Consider the following 24,216-nt stretch of genomic DNA (forward strand, 5'->3'; position numbering starts at 1 on the left):
GTAGCGCACGCATCCCGTAGACTTCCCCCACTGAATTATTTCTCTGGTTTATATTTTCGAAGCATACCCAAGAGGTGGAATGAGTCATGCTTAAGCGTTTCTTTGTTACGGGTACAGATACCTCTGTCGGCAAGACCGTTGTATCCCGCGCGTTGCTACAGGCTCTGGCAGCAAGCGGTAAACGCGTTGCAGGGTACAAACCGGTCGCAAAAGGCAGTAAAGAGACGCCCGAAGGATTGCGGAATAAAGACGCCCTGGTGTTACAAAGCGTCTCGTCACTGGAACTGCCATATCACGCGATCAATCCCATTGCCTTAAGCGAAGATGAAAGCAGCGTGGCGCACAGCGGTCTGATTAATTACACCCTGTTGTCCGACGGTCTGGCGAACCTGAGCGAGATGGCCGACCATGTCGTGGTGGAAGGTACCGGCGGATGGCGCAGCCTGATGAACGATCTGCGCCCGCTTTCTGAGTGGGTGGTGCAGGAGCAACTGCCGGTGATCATGGTGGTCGGTATTCAGGAAGGGTGCATCAACCATGCGCTTCTGACGGCGCAGGCGATTGCCAATGACGGATTGCCGTTGATTGGCTGGGTCGCAAACCGTATCAACCCGGGCCTGGCGCACTACGCGGAAATCATCGACGTGCTGAGCAAAAAACTGCCGGGACCGTTGGTGGGCGAGCTGCCTTATTTGCCGCGTGCCGAACAGCGTGAATTAGCGCAGTACATCGATCTCTCTTCCCTCGGTCGCATGTTGTCCGTAGATCGAGTCGTGGCGTAACGTCCGCGACAAGACGGACGCGATCACGCAGGCAATCAGCAAACCGGGCAGCAAAAAAAACTGCCCGGTCATTTCACAGACCATCAACGCAGACATAATGGGCGCATGGGTCGTCGCGGCGAGTAACGTCGCCATGCCTGCCAGCCCCAGCAAAATCACCGTTTCAGATCCCGGAAACCACAGCCCGAAGAGTTGTGCAAACAGCATTCCTGTGGCCATGCCGACAAACAACGTCGGTGTGAAAACCCCGCCCGGCGCGCCAGAACCACTGCTTGCCAGTACCGCCAGCAATTTACAGATAAATACACCTGCTATCACGGACAGCAGCGGTGGGGCGAGCAGAAAAGCCTGAACCACGCTGTAGCCATTCCCCCATACGTCAGGCGTCAGGAGCGACAGCAGCCCGACGATCGCTCCGCCGAGCGCCAGTTGCCAGGGCGGCGAGAGCCTGAGACGCAGAAATAACGAATGGCTGAACGCCATAAGCCACATCAGCAGCGGTCCGCACAGTCCCGCCAGCAGGCCTGTCACGACAAGCAGGCCATAATCTGTCGCACTGAGTAGGCCACTCAGATGGACGTCATAGAGCGTACCGGCACCGGGCGCTAAGAGTCGCGTGGTAAGCAGGGCTACCACCGCCGCAATCACCACCGGCCCGAGCGAGGCCAGCATCAGCGTGCCAAACAGAATTTCGGCAATAAACAGGCTGCCGGCCAGGGGCGCGTGATAGGCGCTGGCCATCCCGGCCGCGGCTCCGCAGGCAATCCATAATTTCCATTCGGATTTCGGCGTAAAGCGTTGGGCGAAAAAGGAGGCGGCCAGCGCCGCAAGCAGGATCATGGCACCTTCGCGGCCGATGGCGCTCCCGCTGGAGACAACCAGCAGTGACGCAAGGGATTTTACGAGGCTCGAGCCATAATCAAACTGGCCGTCGCCCGTCTCCAGTGCTTCCATATAATCTGTCGGCGCATGAGGACGTTGCGCCGTAAGCCGCTGCCATCCCCACAACAGTAACCCCGCCGCCAGCCCTCCCAGCGCGGGCGTCAACGCGCGACGCCACGGAGATAACGCCGCCGCGGCATTCACCAGACTGCCGCTGTTGTTACTGAGAAACAGCCACTCCAGCAGATACATGCTGTGGCGGAACACCGCGACGGCCAGAGCGGCCAGTATGCCGGTAAGGGTGGCAATCAGAAGTCTGCGAAACATCGCGCGGATGTCGGGATAAGCGTGAAGACGTTGCATGGGCCGCAATTAAACGTGGGAGATACAATATTGTGAGGGGAAATCGCGGGGTTAGCAAAAGGTATGCGTGCGATGAACCGTGTCGGCCTGAGCAAATGCGCTGTGGGGGAGCGTGTCGCCGGGCAGGTCAGCGCCATACGTCTGGCCCGCCCGGCGGAGTGTTTTCGCTTAACTCTCGCTGTGAATATTCAGCGCCCGGCGCGTACGGCCGGAGCTGAGATACTCGGCAATATAATCCTGCGAGATCTCACCGTTATAGCGGCCCTCTTCGTCGACAATCGGCATCCAGCTGGTGTTGCTCTCATACAACCGTGAAAGCACCACGCGCAGGTTATCCTCCGCTTTGCCGGTCATACGGAACGGATGCAGGATATCGGCACAGGTGCCGCTGGCATTACGCGCTTCCCGACGCTTCACAAAGCCCAGCGGTTTACCCCGATCGTCCACGACGGTAATGGCGCGAATATCGTTGTCATCCATGATCGCAAAGGCGTCAGAAAGCAGGGTAGAGCCCCGCACGGTGAGGGTCGGTTGCTGGTCGGTGACATCGCCTGCCGATACCAGCAGCAAACGCTTGAGCGTACGATCCTGGCCAACAAACGAGCCGACGAACTCATTCGCCGGTTTTGCCAGCAGTTCGTCCGGGCTGGCGCACTGGACAATACGCCCCTGGCGGAAGACGGCGATACGATCCCCAAGCTTCAGGGCCTCGTCGATGTCATGGCTGACCAGCATCACGGTCTTTTTCAGTTTGCGCTGCATCTCCAGGAACTGGTTCTGGATCACCTCGCGGTTTATCGGGTCCACCGCACCGAACGGTTCATCCATCAGCAGTACCGGAGGATCCGCCGCCAGGGCGCGGATCACGCCGATACGCTGCTGCTGACCGCCGGACATTTCACGCGGATAGCGGTTGAGAAATTTATGCGGGTCCATGGCCACCATATCCATCAGCTCTTCAGCGCGGGTTTTACATCGGGCTTTATCCCAGCCCAGCATGCGCGGCACCACGGTGATGTTCTCCTCAATGGTCATGTTCGGGAACAGACCAATCTGCTGAATAACGTAGCCAATATTGCGGCGCAGGGTCACGGTATCCATCCCGCTGGTGTCTTCACCGTTAATCAGGATCGTGCCGCTGCTTGGCGCGATCAGACGGTTAATCATCTTCAGGGTGGTGGTTTTCCCACAGCCTGACGGGCCGAGGAGGACGCACATTTCCCCTTCAGGCACGTTGAGGTTGACGTTGTCGACGGCCTTAACGCTCTGGCCGTGTTTCTGTGAAAATTGTTTGGTGAGGTTTTCCAGTTTTATCATTATCGTATCCCCTTTGGAGTCAGGACGACCTGCAGACGATGCAGCAGCCAGTCGAGCACAATCGCTAAAAGACAGATCATCAGCGCACCCGCAATTAACATTCGAATATCGCTACCGCCGATGCCGTTAAGCAGCAGCAGGCCAAGGCCGCCAGCGCCAATCACTGCGGCAATGGCCATCACGCCGATGTTCATCACGACGGCGGTGCGGATACCGCCAAAAATCACCGGCAGTGCCATCGGGATTTCAACCCAGCGCAAACGCTGCCAGAAGGTCATCCCGATACCACGTCCGGCTTCACGCAGGCCCGGCGGCAGGCTGTCCAGCGCGGTATGGGTGTTACGCACAATTGGTAGCAACGAGTAGAGAAACACCGCCGTGATAGCGGGCAGGGCACCAATACCCTGACCGATCAGCGAAAAGAGCGGGATCATCAGGCCAAACAGCGCAATGGACGGTATCGTCAGCACGATGGTGGCAATCCCCAGCACCGGCGTCGCCAGCCATTTGTGGCGGACAATCAAAATCCCCAGAGGGACGCCGATGAGTATGGCTAGCCCAACCGCCAGCGCCACCAGCCACAGGTGTTGCAGCGTCAGGGTTAACAGATAGTCCCAGTTATCCAGAATGTAGTGAATCGTCTCCATAGCGCCTCCTACAGCAACTGTTTGCTACGCAGGAAATCACGGGCGACCTGCTGCGGTGACTGATGGTCGATATCCACCTTCTTATTCAGTTCGGTGATAACGTCGTTATTGAGCTGGGCGGAGAGAGTATTCAGCGCCTCTTTCAGACCCGGATTGGCGTCAAGGGTGTCTTTACGCACCACGGGAGTGACCGCATAGCTCGGGAAGAAGCCTTTATCATCTTCCAGCACCTTCAGGTCGAAGCCTTTTACCCGCCCGTCGGTGGTATAGATAAGCCCGGCATCGACGAAACCGTCCCGCACTGCGTTATAGACCAGGCCGGGGTCCATCTGGCGGATCTGCGGGCGATCCAGTTCCATGTTGTATGCCGCCTGCAGCGGTTTCATCCCGTCGCTGCGTCCGGCAAATTCGAGGTCCAGACCGAGCAGCCAGTTTTTATCCGGATCGGTTTTACGGATCTGCTCAATCTTTGCGACCATTTCAGACATGGTATTGATGTGTTCCGCTTCGGCGCGTTTACGCTGCATGGCGAAGGCGTAGGTATTGTTCATATCGGCGGGGTTGAGCCATACCAGACCGTGCTTCGCGTCCAGGCGTTTCACCGTCTCGTAAGACTCCTGTGGTGACATGCGCTTGTTGATGTGGTTAAAAATGATTAACGACGTGCCGGTGTACTCCCAGGTCATATCAATTTGTTTGTTGATCATCGCGTTGCGGGAAATGACCGTGGCAATATTGGTCTGTGGCTGGACCTGAAACCCCTTTTTTTGCAGATACTGGACGGTCATGGCCGAGAGAATGTGCTGCTCGGTAAAGCTCTTGGTCGCCAGGATCAGCGGGGCCGCTATCGCCTGGCTGGTGAACAGTGCCGCGGCACACAGCGCCGTCAGGCTGGATATCAGTCTCATAAAAGCTCCTTGTTATTGTTATCGAGCGAGATGTGGACTCATCACGCGACCCAGCGCAGCCAGCAGGGTGTCGAGGATCAGAGCAAACAGGGCGGTGGCCGCCGCGCCGAGGATCAGCGTCGGGAAGTCGTTGAGGTAGATACCGGGAAAAATCAGTTCGCCGTAGCTGCTGGCACCAATCAGGAAGGCCAGCGGGGCGGTACCCACGTTGATGGCGGTGGCAATGCGGATCCCGGAGAGCATTACCGGCCAGGCGTTGGGAAGTTCGACCTGGCGCAGACGCTGCCATTTCGTCATCCCAATGCCATTAGCCGCTTCCAGTAACGACGCCGGAACCGAGCACAGTCCGGCATAGGTGTTTCGCACTATCGGCAGCAGCGAGGCGAGGAACAGGGCGATAATCGCAGGCGTATCACCGATACCAATCACCACCATTGCCAGCGCCAGAACGGCCAGCGGCGGCAGGGTATTACCAACGTTAAAGATCTGCATCACGTATTCAGCGATACCGCGTGCTGACGGGCGGCTCAACAAAATGCCGCTGGGAATGCCCATCAGCAGGGCAAAGAACATGGAGGAGAATACCAGGATTAAATGCTGTTGCCCGAGGTAAATCAGGTCAACCTGACGCGCCTTAATTGTATCCAGCCCAATTCCCCAGGTGAGGAGGGCAACGACCACAATAATGGCGCCGACAAAAAGCAGCGAACGTGTGAGTAATGGGTGCATTGCGATGTGTCTCCCTGTGCGCATGCGTTATAGCAACCACGGGTTGCCTGTTGTTATGCCATGTTTCGGCAGGGGTAGATGACCTATAGCAAGCGTTTGGGATGGGTTCCAGCGAAGGGGGAAAATCAGTAACCCTATGAAATTAGTGACAACCTTAGGTTAAGCCTTATGGAGCAAGGGCTGGCTGTGGGGCAGACAGAATTGTCCTAAAGCGTAATTTAAAATGTGACAGTGTCACATGGCGTGAGCGTCTCCTCACGCCTGCGACCCTCATTATCGGCTGAAGGCGGCGCGCACCCGGCGAACGCGCACTGAGGTGCTGATGATGGAAAAGGCGGCGACAACGACGAGCATCACCCCAAGCGCCAGCATGGCGTTAAACCCAATCCACCTGAACAGGATCAGCCCGGCGATACCGCCGGTAATAAACGAGAAAATGGTGGTTAAGTGGGTTTTGAGCTGACTTTTTTGCGCTGCCGTATCTTTGGAATAATCCCGGCGGAGCATCGCCACCAGGACCGAGGCCAGGGATATTCCCGCGTCCGTCAGCGTGCCGGTAATATGGGTTGATCTTACCCGGCCGCCGGAAAGCTGGGTCGACGTTGAATTATGAATCCCCATCAGACCACAAAGAAAGATAATAATTTCACGGTTAGTCGTGAGGGCATGGAAATACATCTCGTAACAGGAAACGCCGGTCAGTAATAATCCCTCGACCAACAGTATCTGGCAAAAAACCAGCCTGATATTATGGATAACCCCCCATAACACGATGATACGGGCCATGATTGCGCCGGCAACAAAAGACAGAATAATGGCGCCAAAGAACAAAATATCATTCAGATCGGTAGAGGAAACTTCGCTGGATAATTGGGAGGTATTGCCGGTCATATGGGAGGGAAAAAAGCCAAATGCCCCGAGGGCGATGGCGTTGAGCAAGCCTGCTGAGGTCGCCAGCCAGAGTGCGAGCAGGCGATCCTCCTGATGCGTTCGTTCTTTTTTGAGTTTAATCAGCAAGAATACCTCCGGGTTGAGCTTTGCCTGACTATTCAGGCTAGCAAAGCGGTGCAAGGGGCTGTCCAGGATATTGCTTAATTATTATTCCTGATAACCGCATTCAGGGTTTTGTAATTAAATAAAATATCCTTGCTGAATGTGTGTGGGCTGAAAAACTTACACCATACCGTTATTCCCGTGACGTAAAAATGCCGGTCGCAGATTAAGCCGTTCGAACCAGGCGTTAATTGCCGGCACATCAGGCTTATCAAATGGCGTCATTTTCCAGCGGTTCACCGAAAGACCAAGTACCACGTCTGCAAGGGTAAACACCTCGCCCGCCGTATAGGCTGCAGTGCGTTGCAACTGCTCCTCCAGAATAGCGATGCAGTGGTTCCACGCTTTAATTCCGGCGGCAATACGCTCCGGGTCGTTATAGTCCGGGTTATTGCGTCCCAGTGCCGGAAAGACATACCGCCAGGCATTGTTGAATTCGCTTGCCTGCCAGTCCATCCAGCGTTCGACGTTGGCGCAGGCCTGCGGTTCCGTTGGCAGGAGATCCTCACGGCCGGCTTTACGGGCCATATAACGGCAGATTGCGTTAGATTCCCAGAGGACGAACTCGTCATCGAGCAGCACGGGAACCATGGCGTTGGGATTCAGGGCGCGGAAGGCAGCGGTTTGCGTGGAGGCAAAACCGCTGCCGTAGTCTTCCTGGTGATACTCGATACCCGCTTCTTCGCAGGTCCAGAGCACTTTACGTACGTTGATCGAGGTTGTCTTGCCCAGGATGCTTAACATGATGCCGGTGTCCTTTTAGAGATGCAGTGTTTAAAAACTCTACACCGGTTCTGGCGAACGGGTGGAGAAATCTGGAAACGATACCGCAGGCAAGGAAACGAAACGCTTAGTCAGTGGTGACAACGAACATTTTTGCCTGCTGTGCCAGCTGGCGTTCAGCTTTGATCGGGGCATATTTTTCCGAATGGTAAAACGCCAGCGCCTGCTGCAGTGAAGGGAACTCAAAAATGCCAGCAAAGGGTAGCGGTTCTTCATCGCCTTCAAGGAGTTCGACAACAGGACCAAAATGCAGAATTTTGCCGCCGGCCTCTTCAAGTGCCAGTCTGAAGCGAGGGGCAAGATTGGCCTGCCGTGCAGGGTCGATAACACGTAAATTGATATGGATAAATGCGGGCATCATGATACCTTGAATAGCGTTAATAGTGTATATACACTATTTTATCTCACCGTATCTGTCGAGCGTAAAGTATGAACACTGTTGATCTGGCGTTACTAAAAACCATCCCCGAGACCTGTCCGGCGTATCAGGCACGTGCAACAGCACGGGCTATTACGCGTTATTACAACGCCTGCTTCAGACCTTATGAATTGACGGCAGAACAGTTCAGCCTGCTGGTGGGGATCGGCGGTGGCGTAAATGAAACGGTGGCAGGGCTTGCATCAAAGGCCGGGGTGGATGCAACCACACTGAGCCGAAACATACGGATTATGGAGTCCCGTGGGGTTATTGAATCAACGGGGGGGCGCGGACGCCGTGGAAAACAACTTAGCCTGACCGCGCAGGGGTGGGCGCTTCTGACATCCGTGATCCCCGTATGGCAGTCCGCAAGAGAGGAATTGTCACGTAAAATGGGAAGCGAGCAGCTCAGCCTGACGACGACGATGATGAAAGACCTGGCAAAAACCAGCACATCATGTTGAGCCTTTCCTGCTGTCGCAGACACGTTCTGTGGGCAACGCAGTCAGCACCACGCGTCATCCCAAAGAGCACCAGCACGGTGCACTCAACTCGCAGTGTCTCACCAAAACGGTGAAACAGCCTGCACAGGCAGACTTAACAGTTTAATAATTAACATAAAAAATTCTGGCATATCCCTTGCAACGCTTAACACTGAAGGGCAGCACACCACAATTTGAAAAATAGCTGGCTAGGGTTCCGGTTCACTGCGGTGAATGACTGGTCCAAGAGCTGGCGACCTCTGAGAGGTTACACGGCGGGACAAAAGCCCGGGAGACAGCAGCACCTGAAGGTGTCGCGCTGCCCCCTAATTTTGTGCCACTCAGAGGTCAAGCATGAAGAAAACGCCATTATTCCGCACCCTGGTACTCTCCCTGGCGATGCTGGTCAGTCTCCCCACCTTTGCTGCGGTGAAGAAAGAGTTCAACGTCTGCTGGACCATCTACGCCGGCTGGATGCCCTGGGGCACCCTCAGCACTAGCAAAATCATCGATAAATGGGCCGATAAATACGGCATCAAAATCAACGTTGTTCAGCTCAACGACTATATCGAATCCATCAACCAGTACACTGCGGGCCAGTTTGACGGCTGCACCATGACCAATATGGATGCGCTGACCATACCGGCCGCGGGCGGCGTTGATACCACGGCGCTGATCCTTGGCAGCTATTCAGAAGGCAACGACGGCGTGGTGATGAAGGGCGAGGGCAAAACGCTCAACGACCTGAAAGGGATGAAAGTCTACCTGCCTGAGCTCTCTGTTTCCCACTATCTGCTGGTGCGCGGCCTGGAAAAAGCCGGCCTGGCCGAAAAAGACGTCACCGTGGTAAACACGTCTGACGCGGATATCGTCTCCGCCTTTGGCACGGCAAATGTGCAGGCGGCGGTAGCCTGGAACCCGCAGCTGTCGGTCATCAAAGGCACGCCAAAAACAACAGAAGTGTTCAGCTCCTCTCAGGTACCGGGTGAGCTTATCGACATGATGGTGGTCAACAGCGAAACCCTGAAAGACAACCCGGCGCTTGGCAAAGCATTAACCGGCGCATGGTACGAGATGATGGGGCTGATGAAAGCGCAGGATGCCACCGTGCTCAACGCAATGGCCGCCGCCTCCGGTACCGATCTGGCCGGTTATCAGGCGCAGCTGAAAACAACCCACCTGTTCTATACCCCGCAGGACAATATTGCCTTTTTAACGTCGCCGGAGCTGGCGAAAACCATGCAGCGCGTAGCCACGTTTTCGTTCGATAAAGGGCTGCTGGGCGATGGGGCGCAAAGCGCGGATTTCATCGGCATGCGCTTCCCGGGCAATGTCACCCAGGGCGATGCCAGCAACGTGAAGCTGCGCTTTGACGACAGCTTCGTGAAAATGGCCGCTGCCGGCACGCTGTGATAACGGACGGAACATCCATGCGACAAATTAATCGCCATCCCACGCCCGGCATGCGGCTGATGCTCGTGATGCTGCCTTTCGTCCTGCTGCTGGCCGCATACTTTTTCGGTTCCGCGGTCAGGCTGGAGGCTAACCCGCAGGACAAGCTGCTGCCTGGCCTGCAGCAGATGCTGGACGCGCTATCACGCATGGCGTTTACCCCGGATAAACGCAGCGGTGACTATCTGTTCTGGGTGGATACGCTGGTGAGCCTTGCCCGTCTTCTGACGGGGCTGGTCATCGCCTCGATCATCGGCCTCTGTGTTGGCGTCACCGCCGGTGTTTTCCCGCTGTGGCGCGCGTCGCTCTCGCCGCTGATGACGGTGCTGTCGATGATCCCGCCGCTGGCGATCCTGCCGGTGCTATTTATCGTTTTCGGGCTGGATGAATTGTCGAAAGTGATGCTGATTGTCATCGGCATCACGCCGATGCTGGCGCGCGATCTGGAGCATCGCGCGTGCGAAATCCCACCGGAGATTCTGATCAAAGCCCAGACGCTGGGTGCCAACAGCTGGACGCTGGTGTTGCGCGTGGTACTTCCGCAGCTGTTATCGCGGCTGCTGACCTCGCTGCGTCTGCTGCTGGGGTCGGCATGGTTGTTTCTCATTTCGGCAGAGGCCATCTCCTCAACCGCCGGGCTGGGCTATCGCATTTTCCTCGTGCGCCGCTATATGGCGATGGATGTGATCATTCCGTACGTCCTGTGGATCACGCTGCTGGCCTGGCTGATGGATCTGGCCCTGCGCCAGTTACATAAAACTTGGTTTCCCTGGGCGGAAGGAGGGAAGGCATGAGCTTTATCACCATCAACAATATCTGGCAGGAGTACGGCGACCACGTGGTGCTGGAGCGCCTCAATCTGCTGGTGAAAGAGGGCGAGTTCTGCTCAATGGTGGGGGCCTCTGGCTGCGGAAAATCCACGTTTTTGCGCCTGCTGCTCGGTCAGGAAGCGCCAAGCCGAGGGTCCATTACGCTCGACGGTAAACCGCTGCGCGCCGAGCCGGACAGCAGCCGAGGCGTGGTGTTTCAGCGCTACTCCGTTTTCCCGCATCTCAGCGTGCTGGATAACGTCACCATAGGGCTCGAACTGCCGCAAGCGCCGCTGTTCGGGCGCCTGTTTGGCGCAAAGAAACGGGCGGCGCGTGAGCGGGCTACCGGGATGCTGGAAAAAGTTGGTCTCGGGCATGCGATGCACAAATACCCGGCCCAGCTTTCCGGCGGTATGCAGCAACGTTTAGCCATTGCGCAGGCCTTCATCATGCAGCCGCGCGTGTTGCTGCTGGATGAGCCGTTTGGCGCCCTGGATCCGGGTATCCGTAAAGATATGCACGCCTTGTTGCTTCAGCTGTGGGGGGAGACCCGCATGACTGTCTTTATGGTCACCCACGATCTTTCGGAAGGCTTTAACCTCGGCACCCGCTTACTGGTGTTCGACAAAGTGCGCCTCGACCCGCAGGCGCCCAACGCCTTTGGCGCCCGTATTACCTACGACATTCCGCTTAACGAGACGCGGCTCTCCGCGCTGAGTGGAACGGCTCCCGATAACGTTTATGCATTAAGGGGTTAACACCGTGAATACCATGACCATGTTACGCGAAGAGATCCTGCCCGGCGGCGGTCACCTCTCGTTTGTGCTTAAGCGCGGGCAGATCCTGCGTATGACCGACATTGAAGGTGGAGCAAACGTCAGCCTGCTGATGCTGAATCCGCACGAGAAAAGTGAACGTCTGAACCTGCCCGACACCCTGAAAGGCCAGCACACCGCGCGTCTTACCGCCGGACACTGCTTTTACTCCGACATGGGACGCGTGCTGGCAGGCATCACCGCAGATACCTGCGGCTGGCATGACCCGTTTGGCGGCGTACTGAACGCCGCCGAGGTGACTGAAAAGTATGGCCAGGGACGCTATCAGGAACTGCGCAACGGGTTTTACCGAAACGGAACGGACAACCTGCTGGTGGAGATGGGGAAGTGGGATCTCAATCTCGAAGATCTGCTGATGGTGGTCAACTTCTTCAGCAAAGTCACCGTCGATGACCGCGGTCAGTTCACCTTCCACGGCGGCTATTCGCAGTCGGGCAGTTACGTGGAGCTGTACGCGCCCATGGACACGCTTGTGGTGATGACCGCGCTGCAGCATCCGATGGATCCGTCCCGGGAATATGCCCCACGACCGGTCGCGCTGAGCTGGCGACAGGCTGAGGATGAAGAGGGGGCCGTTAACGCGCTTCTGACGCGCCCGGAAAACGAACGCGCCATGACCAATACCCGGCTTTTCGCCCTGTAAGGAGCAGTAAAATGACCATGATCTCTGAAAAGCATGTGCAAGACGCGGTATTTCGCCACGTGATCCCGGCAGGTGAACCGTACCTGTTCGAGGTGAAACAAGGGCAGACGTTGCGCCTGCTCGACCTGGAAGGTAACCAGGCGGTCGACACGCTGTTCTACAATGCCGATAACCCGCGTGAACGTTACGATGCGCAGCGCACATTGCGCCGTCAGAACAACGCCTATCTCACGCGTGGCAGCGTCCTGTACTCCAGCCTCGGTAACCCCCTGCTGACCATTATCGACGATACCTGCGGGCGTCACGATACCCTCGGCGGGGCCTGCGCCCAGGAGAGCAACACCGTGCGATACGCCCTCGATAAACGCCATATGCACAGCTGTCGCGATAACTTCCTCTGCGCCTGTCTGCACGATGGCCGTATGCAAAAACGCGACATCACGGCCAACATCAATTTCTTTATGAACGTGCCGGTGACGCCAGAGGGCGGGCTGACGTTTGAAGATGGTATCTCCGCGCCGGGGAAATACGTCGACCTGCGCGCCGAGTGTAACGTCATTGTCTTGATCTCCAACTGTCCACAGCTGAATAACCCCTGCAACGGCTGGAACCCAACGCCTGCTGAGGTGCTGGTATGGAACTGACGCCCACCCGCTGGCAGCGACTGCGCCAGGCGCTGTACCGCCTGTTTGAAGTCCGTGCCGGACGCATTCTGCCGTAACCGCTTTTTCCCCCATGGACGACCATGGGTGAGCCGATTTTCGGCGGGACGACCCGCCACGATTGAGTCTGACCTATGTTGACGACACTCCTGATTGCGAACCGCGGGGCGATAGCCTGCCGCATTTTACGCACCCTGCGCACCATGAAAATCCGTGGTGTGGCAGTCTATTCCGAGGCGGATATCAGCAGCCTGCATATTCGCGAGGCCGATGAAGCGCTGAGTCTGGGCGATGGCCCGGCGGCGAATACCTATCTGGATAGCACGAAGATCATCGCCGCCGCGAAAGCCAGCGGGGCACAGGCCATTCATCCGGGGTACGGCTTTCTCTCGGAAAACGCCGCGTTCGCCGAAGCGTGTGACGCCGCGGGGATTGCCTTTGTGGGCCCCACGCCGGAACAGCTGCGTCTGTTTGGGCTAAAACATACCGCTCGCGCGCTGGCGAAAACGCACGGTGTTCCGATGCTGGAGGGCACCGACCTGCTGGCCGATGTTAACCAGGCCGTCAACGCTGCCGCCGGGGTGGGATATCCGGTGATGCTGAAAAGCACGGCGGGAGGCGGCGGTATCGGTATGCGCGTCTGCTATGACGCAGAAGCGCTGCGTGACGCGTTCGATGCGGTAGTGCGTCTGGGGAAAAATAACTTCAGCGACGCGGGTGTATTTATCGAAAAGTACATCGAGCGGGCGCGTCATCTGGAAGTACAGCTGTTTGGCGACGGCAAGGGCGAGGTGATTGCCCTCGGCGTGCGCGACTGCTCTGTGCAGCGGCGTAACCAGAAAGTGCTGGAGGAGACGCCTGCGCCAAACCTGCCGGCGGGCATGGTGCAGGCAGTGTGCGAGGCGGCGATAACGCTGGGTAAAGCGGTCAACTACCGCAGCGCGGGCACCGTTGAATTCGTTTATGACAGCGACGCCGCCCGCTTTTACTTCCTTGAGGTGAATACCCGTTTGCAGGTGGAGCACGGCGTGACCGAACAGGTGTGGGGCGTGGATCTGGTGCGCTGGATGATCGAACTTGCCGCCGGAACGTTGCCGCCACTGGCGACACTGCGTGACACCCTGAAACCGAAGGGGCATGCCATTCAGGCCAGGATCTATGCCGAGAACCCGGGCCGCCAGTTCCAGCCTTCACCGGGACTGCTCACCGACGTGGCTTTCCCGCCCGATGACCGCGTTACGCTGCGCATCGACAGCTGGGTTGAGGCCGGATGCGAAGTCCCGCCGTTTTTTGACCCCATGTTAGCCAAAATGATCGCCTGGCAGCCGACACGCGAAGCCGCCATCCGCGTGCTGCATACCGCGCTGGGGGAGACCCGTATTTATGGCGTTGAAACCAACCGCAATTATCTGCAGCAGATCCTGACCTTCGCGCCGTTTGCCGCAGGTGAGCCCTGGACCCGCTGTCTTGAGCACCTGATGTACCAGGCGTCCACGCTGGAGGTGCTCAGCGCCGGTACGCAGACCACGGTGCAGGATTACCCGGGACGCACAGGCTACTGGGCGGTTGGCGTTCCGCCATCCGGGCCAATGGACAGCCTGGCGCTGCGTCTGGGTAACCGTCTGCTGGGCAATAAAGACGATGCCGCCGCGCTTGAGATCACCCTCAGCGGCCCGACGCTGAAATTCAACTGCGATGCGCAGCTGGTGGTGACGGGCGCTGAAATTGCGCTCACGCTGGACGGTGAACCGCTGGCCAATAATCACGTTTTTCGCGTCCGTGCGGGCATGACGCTGCGTATGGGAGAGATCCGCGGTGCGGGCGTGCGCAGCTATCTTTGCCTGCGCGGCGGGTTTAACGTGCCGGAATATCTGGGCAGTAAAAGCACCTTCACGCTGGGGCAGTTCGGGGGGCACGCCGGACGGGCGCTCCGTACCGGTGACATTTTGCACCTGGCGCCGTTAATCGAGCCGGTTGCGGACGCGCCGCTGCCGCAGGCGCTGCACACGAGGCTGGACGCGGTGCGCGAACTGCGGGTGATTTACGGCCCGCACGGTGCGCCGGAGTATTTCACGCCGGATTACATCGCGACGTTTTTCGCCACCGAATGGGAGGTGCATTTCAACTCCAGCCGGACGGGGGTACGCCTGATTGGCCCGAAACCGGAATGGGTTCGCGACAGCGGCGGCGAGGCGGGCCTGCATCCGTCGAACATTCATGACAATCCGTATGCCATCGGCGCGGTGGATTTTACCGGCGATATGCCGGTGATCCTCGGCCCGGATGGCCCAAGCCTGGGCGGATTTGTCTGTCCGGTTACCATCATCGAGGCCGATCTGCACGCGGTAGGGCAACTGAAGGCGGGAGATTACGTTCGCTTTGTGCCGGTGGATATTGCCACCGCGCGACGGCTGGCGCAGGCGCAGGAGCGCCAAATCGCCAGCCTGACCCCGCAACCTGTCATGTGGCAACCTGCCGGTCTGGACTCACCGATTGTGCTGACGCAGGGGACTGACGATAAACGTCTGGTGGCGAGAGTGTCGGGTGATACCCATCTGCTGCTGGAGATTGGCGAGCCAGAGCTGGATCTGGTGCTGCGTTTTCGCGGCCACGCGCTGATGCAGGCGCTGGAGGACCGGGCGCTGAAAGGCGTTATCGATCTCACGCCGGGGATCCGCTCCCTGCAAATTCATTATCAGCCGGAAACGCTGCGCCTGGATAGCCTGCTGGAGGTGATCGCCGGGCTGTGGCAGGGCGTTTGTGACCAGGACTCGCTGGACGTGCCATCGCGCATCGTCTGGCTGCCGCTCTCCTGGGACGATCCGGCGTGTCAGAAAGCCATCGACAAATACATGACCACCGTGCGCCGCGATGCGCCGTGGTGCCCGAGTAACCTGGAGTTTATCCGTCGCATAAACGATCTGGCTAACATTGATGAAGTGTATAAAACGGTGTTCGACGCCCGTTATCTGGTGATGGGGCTGGGGGATGTCTACCTCGGCGCGCCGGTGGCCACGCCGCTCGACCCGCGACACCGTCTGGTGACCACCAAATACAACCCGGCGCGCACCTGGACGGCGGAGAACTCGGTGGGCATTGGCGGGGCATACCTCTGCATCTACGGTATGGAAGGGCCGGGCGGGTATCAGTTTGTGGGGCGAACCCTGCAGATGTGGAATCGCTATCGCACGATAGAGGATTTCGGCGGCAAGCCCTGGCTGCTGCGTTTCTTCGATCAAATTCGCTTTTATCCGGTCTCAGCCGGGGAGTTGCAAACCATCCGCCGGGATTTCCCACTGGGGCGTTATCCGCTGCGTATTGAACACACCACGCTGAAACTGGCGGAGTATCAGCAGTTTCTGGCTGACGAAGCACCTGAGATTGAGGCATTCCGTGCGCATCAGCAGGCGGCGTTTAACGCCGAGCGTGAGCGCTGGATAGCGGGCGGGCAGGCGCATTTTGACAGCAGCGACGAAACGACGGATGACGGTGACGACGTGCCGTTACGGTCGGGAGAATCCGGTGTTGAAAGCCCGGTTGCCGGCAACCTGTGGCAGGTGAACGTTGAGGTCGGCAACATCGTGCGCGAAGGCGATGTGCTGGTGGTGCTGGAGTCGATGAAAATGGAAATCCCGTTAGTTGCCACTCAGGACGGCGTGGTCAGTCAGGTCCGTGTCCAGCCGGGGTCGTCGGTGCGGGCGGGCCAGTGCGTGGTCGTTCTGGAGAAAACAGCATGAAGCCTCTTTATGATTTACGTCTCTCTGTGCTGGCAGAGGCCTACCGTGAAGGCCAGATCGCCCCGCGTGAGGTGATAACGGCATTACGCGAGCGCGCGCTGGCGCTGAACCCGTCATTTAACGCTTTTATTTATCTGCTCACCCCTGAAGAGCTGGAGCCGTACCTTGCCGCGCTGGAGGGCGTAGCGCCGGACACGCTGCCGCTGTTCGGCGTGCCCTTTGCCATCAAAGACAATATCGATCTGGCAGGTATCGACACCACCGCCGCCTGTCCGGCATTTGCGTATCGGGCAGAGCAGGATGCAACGATAGTTTCGCAGCTGATTGCGCTGGGGGCGATTCCTCTGGGGAAAACTAACCTCGATCAGTTCGCTACCGGCTTAAACGGTACGCGTTCGCCGTATGGCCCATGTCGTAACAGCGTTCATCCGGATTACCCGTCCGGTGGCTCCAGCGCGGGGTCGTCGCTGGCGGTCGCCCTGGGTCTGGCGAGCTTCGCGCTGGGAACGGACACGGCCGGCAGCGGGCGCGTACCGGCCTCGCTGAATAATCTGGTCGGCCTCAAGGCAACCAAAGGACTCATCTCCACGGCAGGGGTTGTGCCTGCCTGCCGCACGCTGGACTGCGTCACGTTTTTCACCGCGACGGCAGCAGAGGCCAGCCAGCTGCTGGCACTCACGGCGCGACAGGATCCGCGTGACGAATACAGCCGGTCCAACCCGGCGTGGAACGGCCCGCAGGCTTTTGGTGTCCCTGCCGCGGGCTTTCGCTTTGGCGTGCCGGAGACGCTCGAGTTTCTCGGCTGTGCAGAAAGCGAGGCGCTGTATCACCGCGCAAAGACGGGGCTTATCGCGCTGGGTGGCGTGCCCGTGACTCTCGACTTTGCACCGTTTCTGGCGGCCGCGAAACTGCTCTATGACGGCCCGTGGGTCGCCGAGCGTTATCACCTCGCGGGTGCGCTGATTGAACGCCAGCCCGACGCGGTGCTGCCGGTTATCCGTGATGTCCTGCAAAACGCGCCTGCAGCCACTGCGGTGGCGGCGTTTGACGCGCAGTACAAACTCCAGCGGTATAAAGCCGAGTGCGATGCCATGATGGCCGACCTGGATTGCGTATTAATCCCGACGTATCCCCGCCCGGTGAGTCTGGCTGAGCTGGCCGATGAACCGGTTAAAAGCAACTCGGCGCTGGGCATCTATACCAACTTTATGAACCTGCTCGACTATGCCGCCGTAGCGGTTCCGGTCGGTGAAATGAACAATGGGCTGCCATCCGGCGTCACGCTGTTTGGCCGCGCGTTTACCGATCAGTATCTGCTCAGTCTGGCCGATGCGTTACAACGTCACACAAAATTAACGTTACCGGGCAATCGTGCCATGCTGGACGACGCGCCGACCTGCACCGCAACCCATGACCGCCTGCGGATAGTGGTCTGCGGTGCGCATATGGACGGTCTGGCGCTCAATGTTCAGTTACGTGAGCGCGGAGCACGCCTTGTAGACGCGACCACCAGCGCACCTTATTACCGTCTGTATGCGCTGGCGGACGGTAAACGTCCCGGAATGGTTCGGGTGGCAGACCAGGGGGCCGGGATTGCGGTCGAAGTCTGGGAGCTACCGCACAGCGAAGTGGGGTCGTTTCTCGCCGGGATCCCCGCACCTCTGGGGCTGGGAAAAATCGAGCTGCAGGACGGACGGTGGTTGACCGGGTTTATCTGCGAGGCGTATGGCCTGGAGGGGGCACGGGATATCACGGAATTTGGTGGCTGGAGAGCCTGGCTTGCCCGGAAACAGTGAGCAAGCCAGGTGCTGGCATTAGCGGTAGAGCGTTTTTTCCGCGACCGGAATAATTAACGTGTCCTGCCAGTCCGCGAGCGTCAGCTGTGCGAGTTTGCCCAGTGCGGTGTAGAACGGGTGCCCGGCGTTTTCAACAAACACGGACAGGAAGTGGGTACTCCACGGCAGCAGGTGCCACGCCAGAAGTTGGTCGCGTTCAGCGTCGCGGCCATTTTCGGCCAGCCACGCGGCCAGTAACAGCAGGGTACCGATGTGATCTTCCGGTTCGTTCTGCTTCATCTCGAAAGCAATGTTGTTTTCACGCATCCACTGGCGCAGCGCGAGGGTGGAGTCGCCGAAGAGCACGGATTCCCGATCCAGCCAGACGGAACCCCATGGCGGTGACGGCAGGGCGTAAGGGCCAATAAACAGACGTTGCCAGGCATCTTTCAACGCTTCATCTGATGGCGTTTTGAACGCATCTGCAACGGGTTGCAGCGTTTCCGGCGCCAGCGGCCAGTCCTGAATCCAGTCGCCTGCGGTGAGCGCCTGCACCAGCGGCGCAGTCTGCTCGCTATCCGGAGCAAAATAAAACAGCGCGCCCAGTACCCGGGCGCTGAACGCGAACGAATCACGCTGTGAGACTTCTTTCATGACTACCTTCCTTGCTCGCGCGGAGTAGCCCGCGCGACTGTGTTAACCCGCAATCGCCATACCTGCGGTCATGTGCAGACCATAGAAAAGACCACGGCCAATCAGTTCACCCACGACGACCAGTATCACGCCTGCAAAAAGAGCGAGGGTTTTAGGCTCCTGCCGACGCATCAGCGGGCACAACCAGCAGCCGAGTCCGGCGGCAAGCAGTACGATACGCCAGATTTGCAGTGCGCCATAGTCAGGCAGCAGGGCACTCGCCTGTTGAACGGAACTGTGGATTGTCGCCAGGTCATTGCTCTGCAGCACGATGACCGCCACGCAGGCCAGGAGTGCCAGCACGCTGACAGAGGCCGCGAATGTGCTTTTATATGTCGTGTTTGCCACGCGCAGCAACAGGGCTGCAAGCAGCGGCCCTCCCAATACCAGCGTCAGGAAAAAGGCCAGCGTGGTGTAGCCCGTGTACCAGGTCGGTACGGTATCAATTTGATAAACCCGGGTCATCGCCCAGACAAAGACAACGCCCAGGATCTGGCTAACGACCAGCCAGATTTTACCCAGTGCCGGGGGCATTTTACCGATAACGGATACCAGCCACCAGAAACCGCCCACGGCAAAGAAAACGGATCCCGCGGCAATTTCGTTACTGAGCGCCGAAGCACCCACGCGGTTGAGTGAGTTAAAGGCCCGGAGCGGGGAGCCAAGGTGCAGCACGGACGCCAAAAATCCGATGCCCATCACCAGCCACAGAAAGAACATACTGCGGACAAGGCGTGTTTTCACCGCGTCGTCTTTTTCAGTAAGCCAGACGAGCCCCATAACGATCAATGCCCCGGCGACGCACTGTCCGAAGACCGTGAAGATCATCAGCGGCCATTCATGCCATCCACTTCCCATCTCACACCTCTTTCGGGTTTGCCAGGTAGCCGGTGGTATCCCCTGTCGGGCGACTGTTGGCGTTAGGTTTAATCACGATGCTTGGCTTCGTGAAGTGCGCGGACGGCAGCGGCGCGACGGCCGCCAGCTGACCATGTTTTTTACGCAACTCGTCGATAGGACCGAAATCCAGCGCGCGCAGCGGGCAGGACTCCACGCAGATCGGCTTTTTGCCGTCTGCCACGCGGGTGTGGCAGCCGTCACACTTGGTCATATGGCCTTTGGCGGCATTGTATTGCGGGGCACCGTACGGACAGGCCATGTGGCAGTAGCGACAGCCGATGCAGACATCTTCATCCACCACCACGAACCCGTCGTCACGCTTGTGCATCGCCCCGCTCGGGCAGACCTTGGTGCAGGCCGGGTCTTCGCAGTGGTTGCAGGCAATCGACAGGTAGTAGGCAAACACGTTCTGGTGCCAGACACCGTTGTCTTCCTGCCAGTCACCGCCCGCGTATTCGTAAATACGGCGGAAGCTGACGTCCGGGGTTAAATCTTTGTAATCCTTGCAGGCGAGCTCGCAGGTTTTGCACCCGGTGCAGCGGCTGGAATCAATAAAAAATCCATACTGAGTGGTCATCACTTACTCCTTACGCCTTCTCGATCTGCACCAGATTGGTGTGCTGCGGGTTACCTTTGGCCAGCGGTGACGGGCGGTGCGTGGTCAGGGTGTTGATGCATGAACCGTGGTCGACACGATCGCCGTTCATATTGGCGTCATGCCAGGCTCCCTGGCCCATCGCGCTTACGCCGGGCATGATGCGTGGTGTGACTTTCGCTTCGATGCGCACCTCGCCGCGATCGTTAAACACGCGCACCGTATCGCCATTTTTGATGCCGCGTTGCGCCGCGTCCACGGGGTTAAGCCAGACCTCCTGACGGCAGGCGGCTTTCAGCACGTCGACATTGCCGTAGCTGGAGTGGGTGCGGGCTTTGAAGTGGAAGCCGAAGAGCTGCAGCGGGAATTTATGACGTTCCGGGGCGTCCCAGCCGTCGAAGGTCGAGGCGTAGACCGGCAGCGGGCTGATGGTTTCGTCGTCGGCGAGCTCCCAGGTAGCCGCAATCTCTGCCAGCTTGCTGGAGTAAATTTCAATCTTGCCCGAGGGGGTGTTGAGCGGATAAGCCTGCGGATCATCGCGGAATTTTTTATAGGCCACGAAGTGCCCGGCCGGATCTTTACGCTTATAAATACCCCTCTCTTTCAGTTCGTCATAGGACGGCAACTGCGGATCTTTTTCGAGCATTTTGGCATACAGATACTGCAGCCACTGCGCCTGGGTACGTCCTTCGGTAAATCGCTGATGAATATCCGGGCCGAGGCGTTTCGCCACTTCACTCATGATCCAGTAGATCGGTTTGCGCTCAAATTTCGGCGCGGTCACGGGCTGAAGGAAAATCAGGTAGCCCATGTTGCCTGCATAATCGTTAGGAATAATGTCTTCCTGCTCAACGGTCATTAAATCGGGCAGCAGGATGTCAGCATATTTCGCCGACGAGGTCATAAAGTTGTCGATCACCACGATGGTTTCGCATTTACTCTCGTCCTGCAGAATATCGTGGGTTTTGTTGATGTCGGAATGCTGGTTGATGATGGTGTTGCCAGCGTAGTTCCAGATGAATTTGATCGGCACATCCAGCTTCTCTTTTCCCCGCACGCCGTCGCGCAGGGCGGTCATTTCGGGTCCGCGCGCGATGGCGTCGGTCCAGCTAAAGCATGAGATTTGCGTTTTCACCGGGTTATCCGGCAGTGGCATACGCTCAATGGTGATCGTGTAGGTCGATTCACGCGCGCCGCTGTTACCGCCGTTGATACCGACGTTTCCGGTCAAAATCGGCAACATGGCAATGGCGCGGGAGGTCAGCTCGCCGTTGGCCTGGCGCTGTGGGCCCCAGCCCTGACAGATGTAGGCCGGTTTGGTACTGCCAATTTCCCGTGCAAGCTTGATGATGCGATCGGCCGGTATGCCTGTGATGCGCGAGGCCCATTCCGGCGTTTTGGCGATGCCATCATCACCCTGACCGAGAATATACGCTTTGTAATGCCCGTTAGCAGGCGCACCTTCCGGCAGCGTTTTTTCGTCATAGCCGACGCAGTACGTGTCGAGGAACGGCTGATCGACAAGGTTTTCGTCGATCAGTACCCAGGCGATACCCGCGACCAGCGCGGCGTCCGTCCCCGGACGAATCGGGATCCACTCGTCTTCGCGCCCGGCGGCGGTGTCGGTATACCGCGGATCGATGACGATCATGCGCGCGTGAGAGCGCTCGCGGGCCTGCTCGAGATAATAGGTTATCCCGCCGCCACTCATGCGCGTCTCTGCCGGGTTATTACCGAACATCACCACCAGCTTCGTGTTTTCAATATCTGAGGTGCTGTTGCCATCGTTGCTGCCGTAGGTGTAGGGCATTGCACAGGCTATTTGCGCGGTGCTGTATGTGCCATAGTGGCTTAAAAAGCCGCCGTAGCAGTTCATCAGACGCGCGACCAGCGAAGCATAAGGGGAGGAGCGGGTGATATTGCCGCCCACAATGCCGGAGGAGTAGTTAATGTAGACCGCTTCGTTGCCGTATTTTTCGACGACATCTTTCAGGCTGCGGGTAAGGGTGTCCAGGGCTTCATCCCATGAGATACGCTCAAATTTTCCTTCACCGCGTTTCCCTACGCGCTTCATGGGGTAGTTCAGACGATCGGGGTGATTGATCCGACGGCGAATAGAACGCCCGCGCAGGCAGGCGCGAACCTGATGATTGCCATAAATATCCTCACCGGTGTTATCCGTTTCGACCCAGTAAACTTCTTCATCACGGACGTGAAGGCGCAGCGCACAACGGCTCCCGCAGTTGACCGAGCAGGCACCCCAGACCACTTTGTCTTCAGCGGGCTTTACGGCGTTTTGTACCGCGGCAGCGGCGCTTTTGAGGCCAAAAGGCAGTGAAATCCCCCCGGCGGCAAGTGCCAGAGAGCCTATTGCAGTGGATTTAACCAACGTTCGACGGCTGATCCCGCCGTGATTTTCGACATCGGACATAACTCACCCCATCATTTTAATTGCGTATTATTTTCGCCCGTGATTACAACCGGGCTAATGATGGGGTGAATGTTACTTATTTGGAGGTATTAAATATTAATCCTCATCAAGTCAAAGGGAATTGGCCGCGAGAAAGTGATTAAAATCACTGAGGTTCGCCCTGACCATTATCCTGCATCCCTGATGCGGCACCGCTACCGGTGCGGGTATAGAGAATTTTAAAGGTATCGTTCGCACAATGACCGACAACCTGTGCATCCGGCTGGTCAGCCTGATCGTTTGGCACAATATTCAACGTAAAGCCGGACTCGGGCACGCCGTTATTGATGATTTTCTGTTGAATGTCGCTTTTTACGCGCTCGCAGGAATCCGGGGCAGCCAGAGCCGCTGTAGAAGCGCTCATTAACAGCAGGGCGGTAATCCAGGGTAACCGTTTCATCTGTAGCTCCTTTTCTCTGTGTGTCGGTTAAGCTTAGCAGGGTTCGTGTAAGCTTTTGTTATTGGGGATAACTTTCTGAACAATCTTATACAGGCTTCCTGCGCTCATTTTCCCCAATTTCCATCAACACGTCCTGCGGGCGGTTATACCCGCCCGGCATCGCGACGCTAAGCGCGGTGCGTTTTGCTCTGCACCTGTCGTTCGCCGGAGTGATGCCGTAAGTCATCACACATCGCCTGTAACTCATTGAACAATCTTGCCACATGGAAACCATCGCACACGGAATGATGGACCTGCACGGCGAGGGGCAACAATACTTTTCCACCCTGGTTGACGTATTTCCCCATAGTGAACATGGGGGCAAAAAAGTTCTGCATATTGGCTACGTTGATATTAAAACTGGTAAAACTTGACCAGGGGATCGCCGACACGAAAAATACATTTTCCCGCGACTCTTCCTTCGGCCAATAAGAAAGGGTATTACCATAGCGAGCAACATCTTCCGAATAAACGTTCTGGAAATGGTCAATATTGCCATCGAAGTGACTCCATAAAGAAGAAAAGGTCTCCGTTTCATTATGGAAAATGGTATAGCTTGGATGAATTTCATTCCATATGACAAGTTCATTGTTCTTCATGGCCATACGGAATTCCGAATGGTTGTTGACGATTTTAGAAAGGAGGGAAATCATCGTCGGATAAAATTTCCAGCCCAGTTCTTTTATATCCTTGAGCAATGCGGTGATGTCTATTTGAACAGTTTGATTAAATGTAGATTGAGCAAAGGACTGAAATACCTCGAAATGTTCTTTTCTGGCCCAACGTGATAAGTCAACAGGCGTATATTCAGGGATTGTTTTTTTCATTTTTTAACCTTTGA

General features: G+C 57.4%; 23 protein-coding genes and 1 riboswitch. Of the genes, 9 read left to right on the forward strand and 14 right to left on the reverse strand.

Going from position 1 to position 24,216, the window contains the following annotated elements; all coding sequences use genetic code 11:
* Positions 1 to 86: 86 nt before the first annotated feature.
* Positions 87 to 782: a dethiobiotin synthase gene (gene bioD / locus AM379_RS18305; protein ID WP_014169857.1), complete on the forward strand. Its 696-nt coding sequence runs from the start codon at positions 87 to 89 to the stop codon at positions 780 to 782.
* Here the strand turns inward: bioD and clcB are convergent.
* From clcB to AM379_RS18345, 8 genes are all read right to left on the reverse strand, one after another.
* The gene (gene clcB / locus AM379_RS18310; protein ID WP_032678050.1) at positions 717 to 2,027 is read right to left on the reverse strand and encodes a voltage-gated ClC-type chloride channel ClcB; all 1,311 of its coding nucleotides are present in this window, start codon (positions 2,025 to 2,027) and stop codon (positions 717 to 719) included. The genes bioD and clcB overlap by 66 nt on opposite strands.
* A gap of 168 nt (positions 2,028 to 2,195) precedes the next feature.
* Positions 2,196 to 3,344: an osmoprotectant ABC transporter ATP-binding protein OsmV gene (gene osmV, locus AM379_RS18315; RefSeq protein WP_014169859.1), complete on the reverse strand. Its 1,149-nt coding sequence runs from the start codon at positions 3,342 to 3,344 to the stop codon at positions 2,196 to 2,198.
* Positions 3,344 to 3,991, reverse strand: coding sequence for an osmoprotectant ABC transporter permease OsmW (gene osmW / locus AM379_RS18320; protein ID WP_014169860.1), 648 nt, complete (start codon positions 3,989 to 3,991; stop codon positions 3,344 to 3,346). The genes osmV and osmW overlap by 1 nt, the downstream gene beginning before the upstream one ends.
* Before the next feature lie 8 nt (positions 3,992 to 3,999).
* Positions 4,000 to 4,899, reverse strand: a complete 900-nt coding sequence (gene osmX / locus AM379_RS18325) for an osmoprotectant ABC transporter substrate-binding protein OsmX (RefSeq protein WP_014169861.1) — start codon at positions 4,897 to 4,899, stop codon at positions 4,000 to 4,002.
* A gap of 18 nt (positions 4,900 to 4,917) precedes the next feature.
* A complete protein-coding gene (gene osmY, locus AM379_RS18330) occupies positions 4,918 to 5,628 on the reverse strand; it encodes an osmoprotectant ABC transporter permease OsmY (protein ID WP_032678051.1) in 711 nt (236 codons plus the stop codon).
* A gap of 273 nt (positions 5,629 to 5,901) precedes the next feature.
* On the reverse strand, positions 5,902 to 6,645 hold the full coding sequence (locus tag AM379_RS18335; protein ID WP_032678052.1) for a YoaK family protein: 744 nt from the start codon (positions 6,643 to 6,645) through the stop codon (positions 5,902 to 5,904).
* 156 nt (positions 6,646 to 6,801) lie between these two features.
* Positions 6,802 to 7,425 (reverse strand): glutathione S-transferase family protein, encoded by a 624-nt coding sequence (locus tag AM379_RS18340; protein ID WP_106504009.1) that lies wholly within the window; start codon positions 7,423 to 7,425, stop codon positions 6,802 to 6,804.
* A gap of 106 nt (positions 7,426 to 7,531) precedes the next feature.
* Positions 7,532 to 7,825 carry a DUF1330 domain-containing protein gene (locus tag AM379_RS18345; RefSeq protein ID WP_014169865.1) on the reverse strand — a complete coding sequence of 98 codons (294 nt, stop codon included), beginning with the start codon at positions 7,823 to 7,825 and terminating at the stop codon, positions 7,532 to 7,534.
* A 68-nt stretch (positions 7,826 to 7,893) separates the two neighbouring features.
* Between AM379_RS18345 and AM379_RS18350 the strand changes: the two genes are divergently transcribed.
* The 8 genes from AM379_RS18350 to atzF all read left to right on the forward strand — a co-directional run bounded on the left by AM379_RS18350 (position 7,894) and on the right by atzF (position 18,299).
* Positions 7,894 to 8,346: a MarR family winged helix-turn-helix transcriptional regulator gene (locus tag AM379_RS18350; RefSeq protein WP_106504010.1), complete on the forward strand. Its 453-nt coding sequence runs from the start codon at positions 7,894 to 7,896 to the stop codon at positions 8,344 to 8,346.
* 216 nt (positions 8,347 to 8,562) lie between these two features.
* Positions 8,563 to 8,661, forward strand: a riboswitch (guanidine-I (ykkC/yxkD leader).
* Between the two features lie 57 nt (positions 8,662 to 8,718).
* A complete protein-coding gene (locus tag AM379_RS18355) occupies positions 8,719 to 9,777 on the forward strand; it encodes a putative urea ABC transporter substrate-binding protein (protein WP_014169868.1) in 1,059 nt (352 codons plus the stop codon).
* 17 nt (positions 9,778 to 9,794) lie between these two features.
* Entirely contained in the window at positions 9,795 to 10,610 is an 816-nt protein-coding gene (locus AM379_RS18360) for an ABC transporter permease (protein WP_014169869.1), read from the forward strand.
* Positions 10,607 to 11,383, forward strand: coding sequence for an ABC transporter ATP-binding protein (locus AM379_RS18365; protein WP_032678056.1), 777 nt, complete (start codon positions 10,607 to 10,609; stop codon positions 11,381 to 11,383). The genes AM379_RS18360 and AM379_RS18365 overlap by 4 nt, the downstream gene beginning before the upstream one ends.
* 13 nt (positions 11,384 to 11,396) lie before the next feature.
* The gene (locus tag AM379_RS18370; RefSeq protein WP_032679675.1) at positions 11,397 to 12,104 is read left to right on the forward strand and encodes an urea amidolyase associated protein UAAP1; all 708 of its coding nucleotides are present in this window, start codon (positions 11,397 to 11,399) and stop codon (positions 12,102 to 12,104) included.
* An 11-nt stretch (positions 12,105 to 12,115) separates the two neighbouring features.
* The gene (locus AM379_RS18375) at positions 12,116 to 12,748 is read left to right on the forward strand and encodes an urea amidolyase associated protein UAAP2 (RefSeq protein ID WP_032678057.1); all 633 of its coding nucleotides are present in this window, start codon (positions 12,116 to 12,118) and stop codon (positions 12,746 to 12,748) included.
* 152 nt (positions 12,749 to 12,900) lie between these two features.
* On the forward strand, positions 12,901 to 16,503 hold the full coding sequence (gene uca / locus AM379_RS18380; RefSeq protein WP_106504011.1) for an urea carboxylase: 3,603 nt from the start codon (positions 12,901 to 12,903) through the stop codon (positions 16,501 to 16,503).
* Positions 16,500 to 18,299, forward strand: coding sequence for an allophanate hydrolase (gene atzF, locus AM379_RS18385; RefSeq protein WP_106504012.1), 1,800 nt, complete (start codon positions 16,500 to 16,502; stop codon positions 18,297 to 18,299). The genes uca and atzF overlap by 4 nt, the downstream gene beginning before the upstream one ends.
* Before the next feature lie 18 nt (positions 18,300 to 18,317).
* Here the strand turns inward: atzF and dmsD are convergent, their stop codons facing one another.
* From dmsD to catA, 6 genes are all read right to left on the reverse strand, one after another.
* Complete coding sequence (gene dmsD / locus AM379_RS18390; RefSeq protein WP_106504013.1) at positions 18,318 to 18,932, reverse strand: Tat proofreading chaperone DmsD; 615 nt, start codon at positions 18,930 to 18,932, stop codon at positions 18,318 to 18,320.
* 42 nt (positions 18,933 to 18,974) lie between these two features.
* Positions 18,975 to 19,829, reverse strand: a complete 855-nt coding sequence (locus tag AM379_RS18395; RefSeq protein WP_106504014.1) for a dimethyl sulfoxide reductase anchor subunit family protein — start codon at positions 19,827 to 19,829, stop codon at positions 18,975 to 18,977.
* Position 19,830: 1 nt separating this feature from the next.
* Positions 19,831 to 20,448 (reverse strand): DMSO/selenate family reductase complex B subunit, encoded by a 618-nt coding sequence (locus AM379_RS18400; protein WP_014169373.1) that lies wholly within the window; start codon positions 20,446 to 20,448, stop codon positions 19,831 to 19,833.
* A gap of 10 nt (positions 20,449 to 20,458) precedes the next feature.
* The gene (gene ynfE / locus AM379_RS18405; protein ID WP_063925017.1) at positions 20,459 to 22,897 is read right to left on the reverse strand and encodes a selenate/tellurate reductase subunit YnfE; all 2,439 of its coding nucleotides are present in this window, start codon (positions 22,895 to 22,897) and stop codon (positions 20,459 to 20,461) included.
* A gap of 145 nt (positions 22,898 to 23,042) precedes the next feature.
* Positions 23,043 to 23,336 carry a DUF1161 domain-containing protein gene (locus tag AM379_RS18410; RefSeq protein WP_014169881.1) on the reverse strand — a complete coding sequence of 98 codons (294 nt, stop codon included), beginning with the start codon at positions 23,334 to 23,336 and terminating at the stop codon, positions 23,043 to 23,045.
* A gap of 167 nt (positions 23,337 to 23,503) precedes the next feature.
* Positions 23,504 to 24,202: a type A chloramphenicol O-acetyltransferase gene (gene catA / locus AM379_RS18415; RefSeq protein ID WP_014169882.1), complete on the reverse strand. Its 699-nt coding sequence runs from the start codon at positions 24,200 to 24,202 to the stop codon at positions 23,504 to 23,506.
* Positions 24,203 to 24,216: the final 14 nt, after the last annotated feature.

It is taken from the genome of Enterobacter cloacae complex sp. FDA-CDC-AR_0132 (assembly GCF_003010695.1).
Taxonomy (GTDB): domain Bacteria; phylum Pseudomonadota; class Gammaproteobacteria; order Enterobacterales; family Enterobacteriaceae; genus Enterobacter; species Enterobacter ludwigii.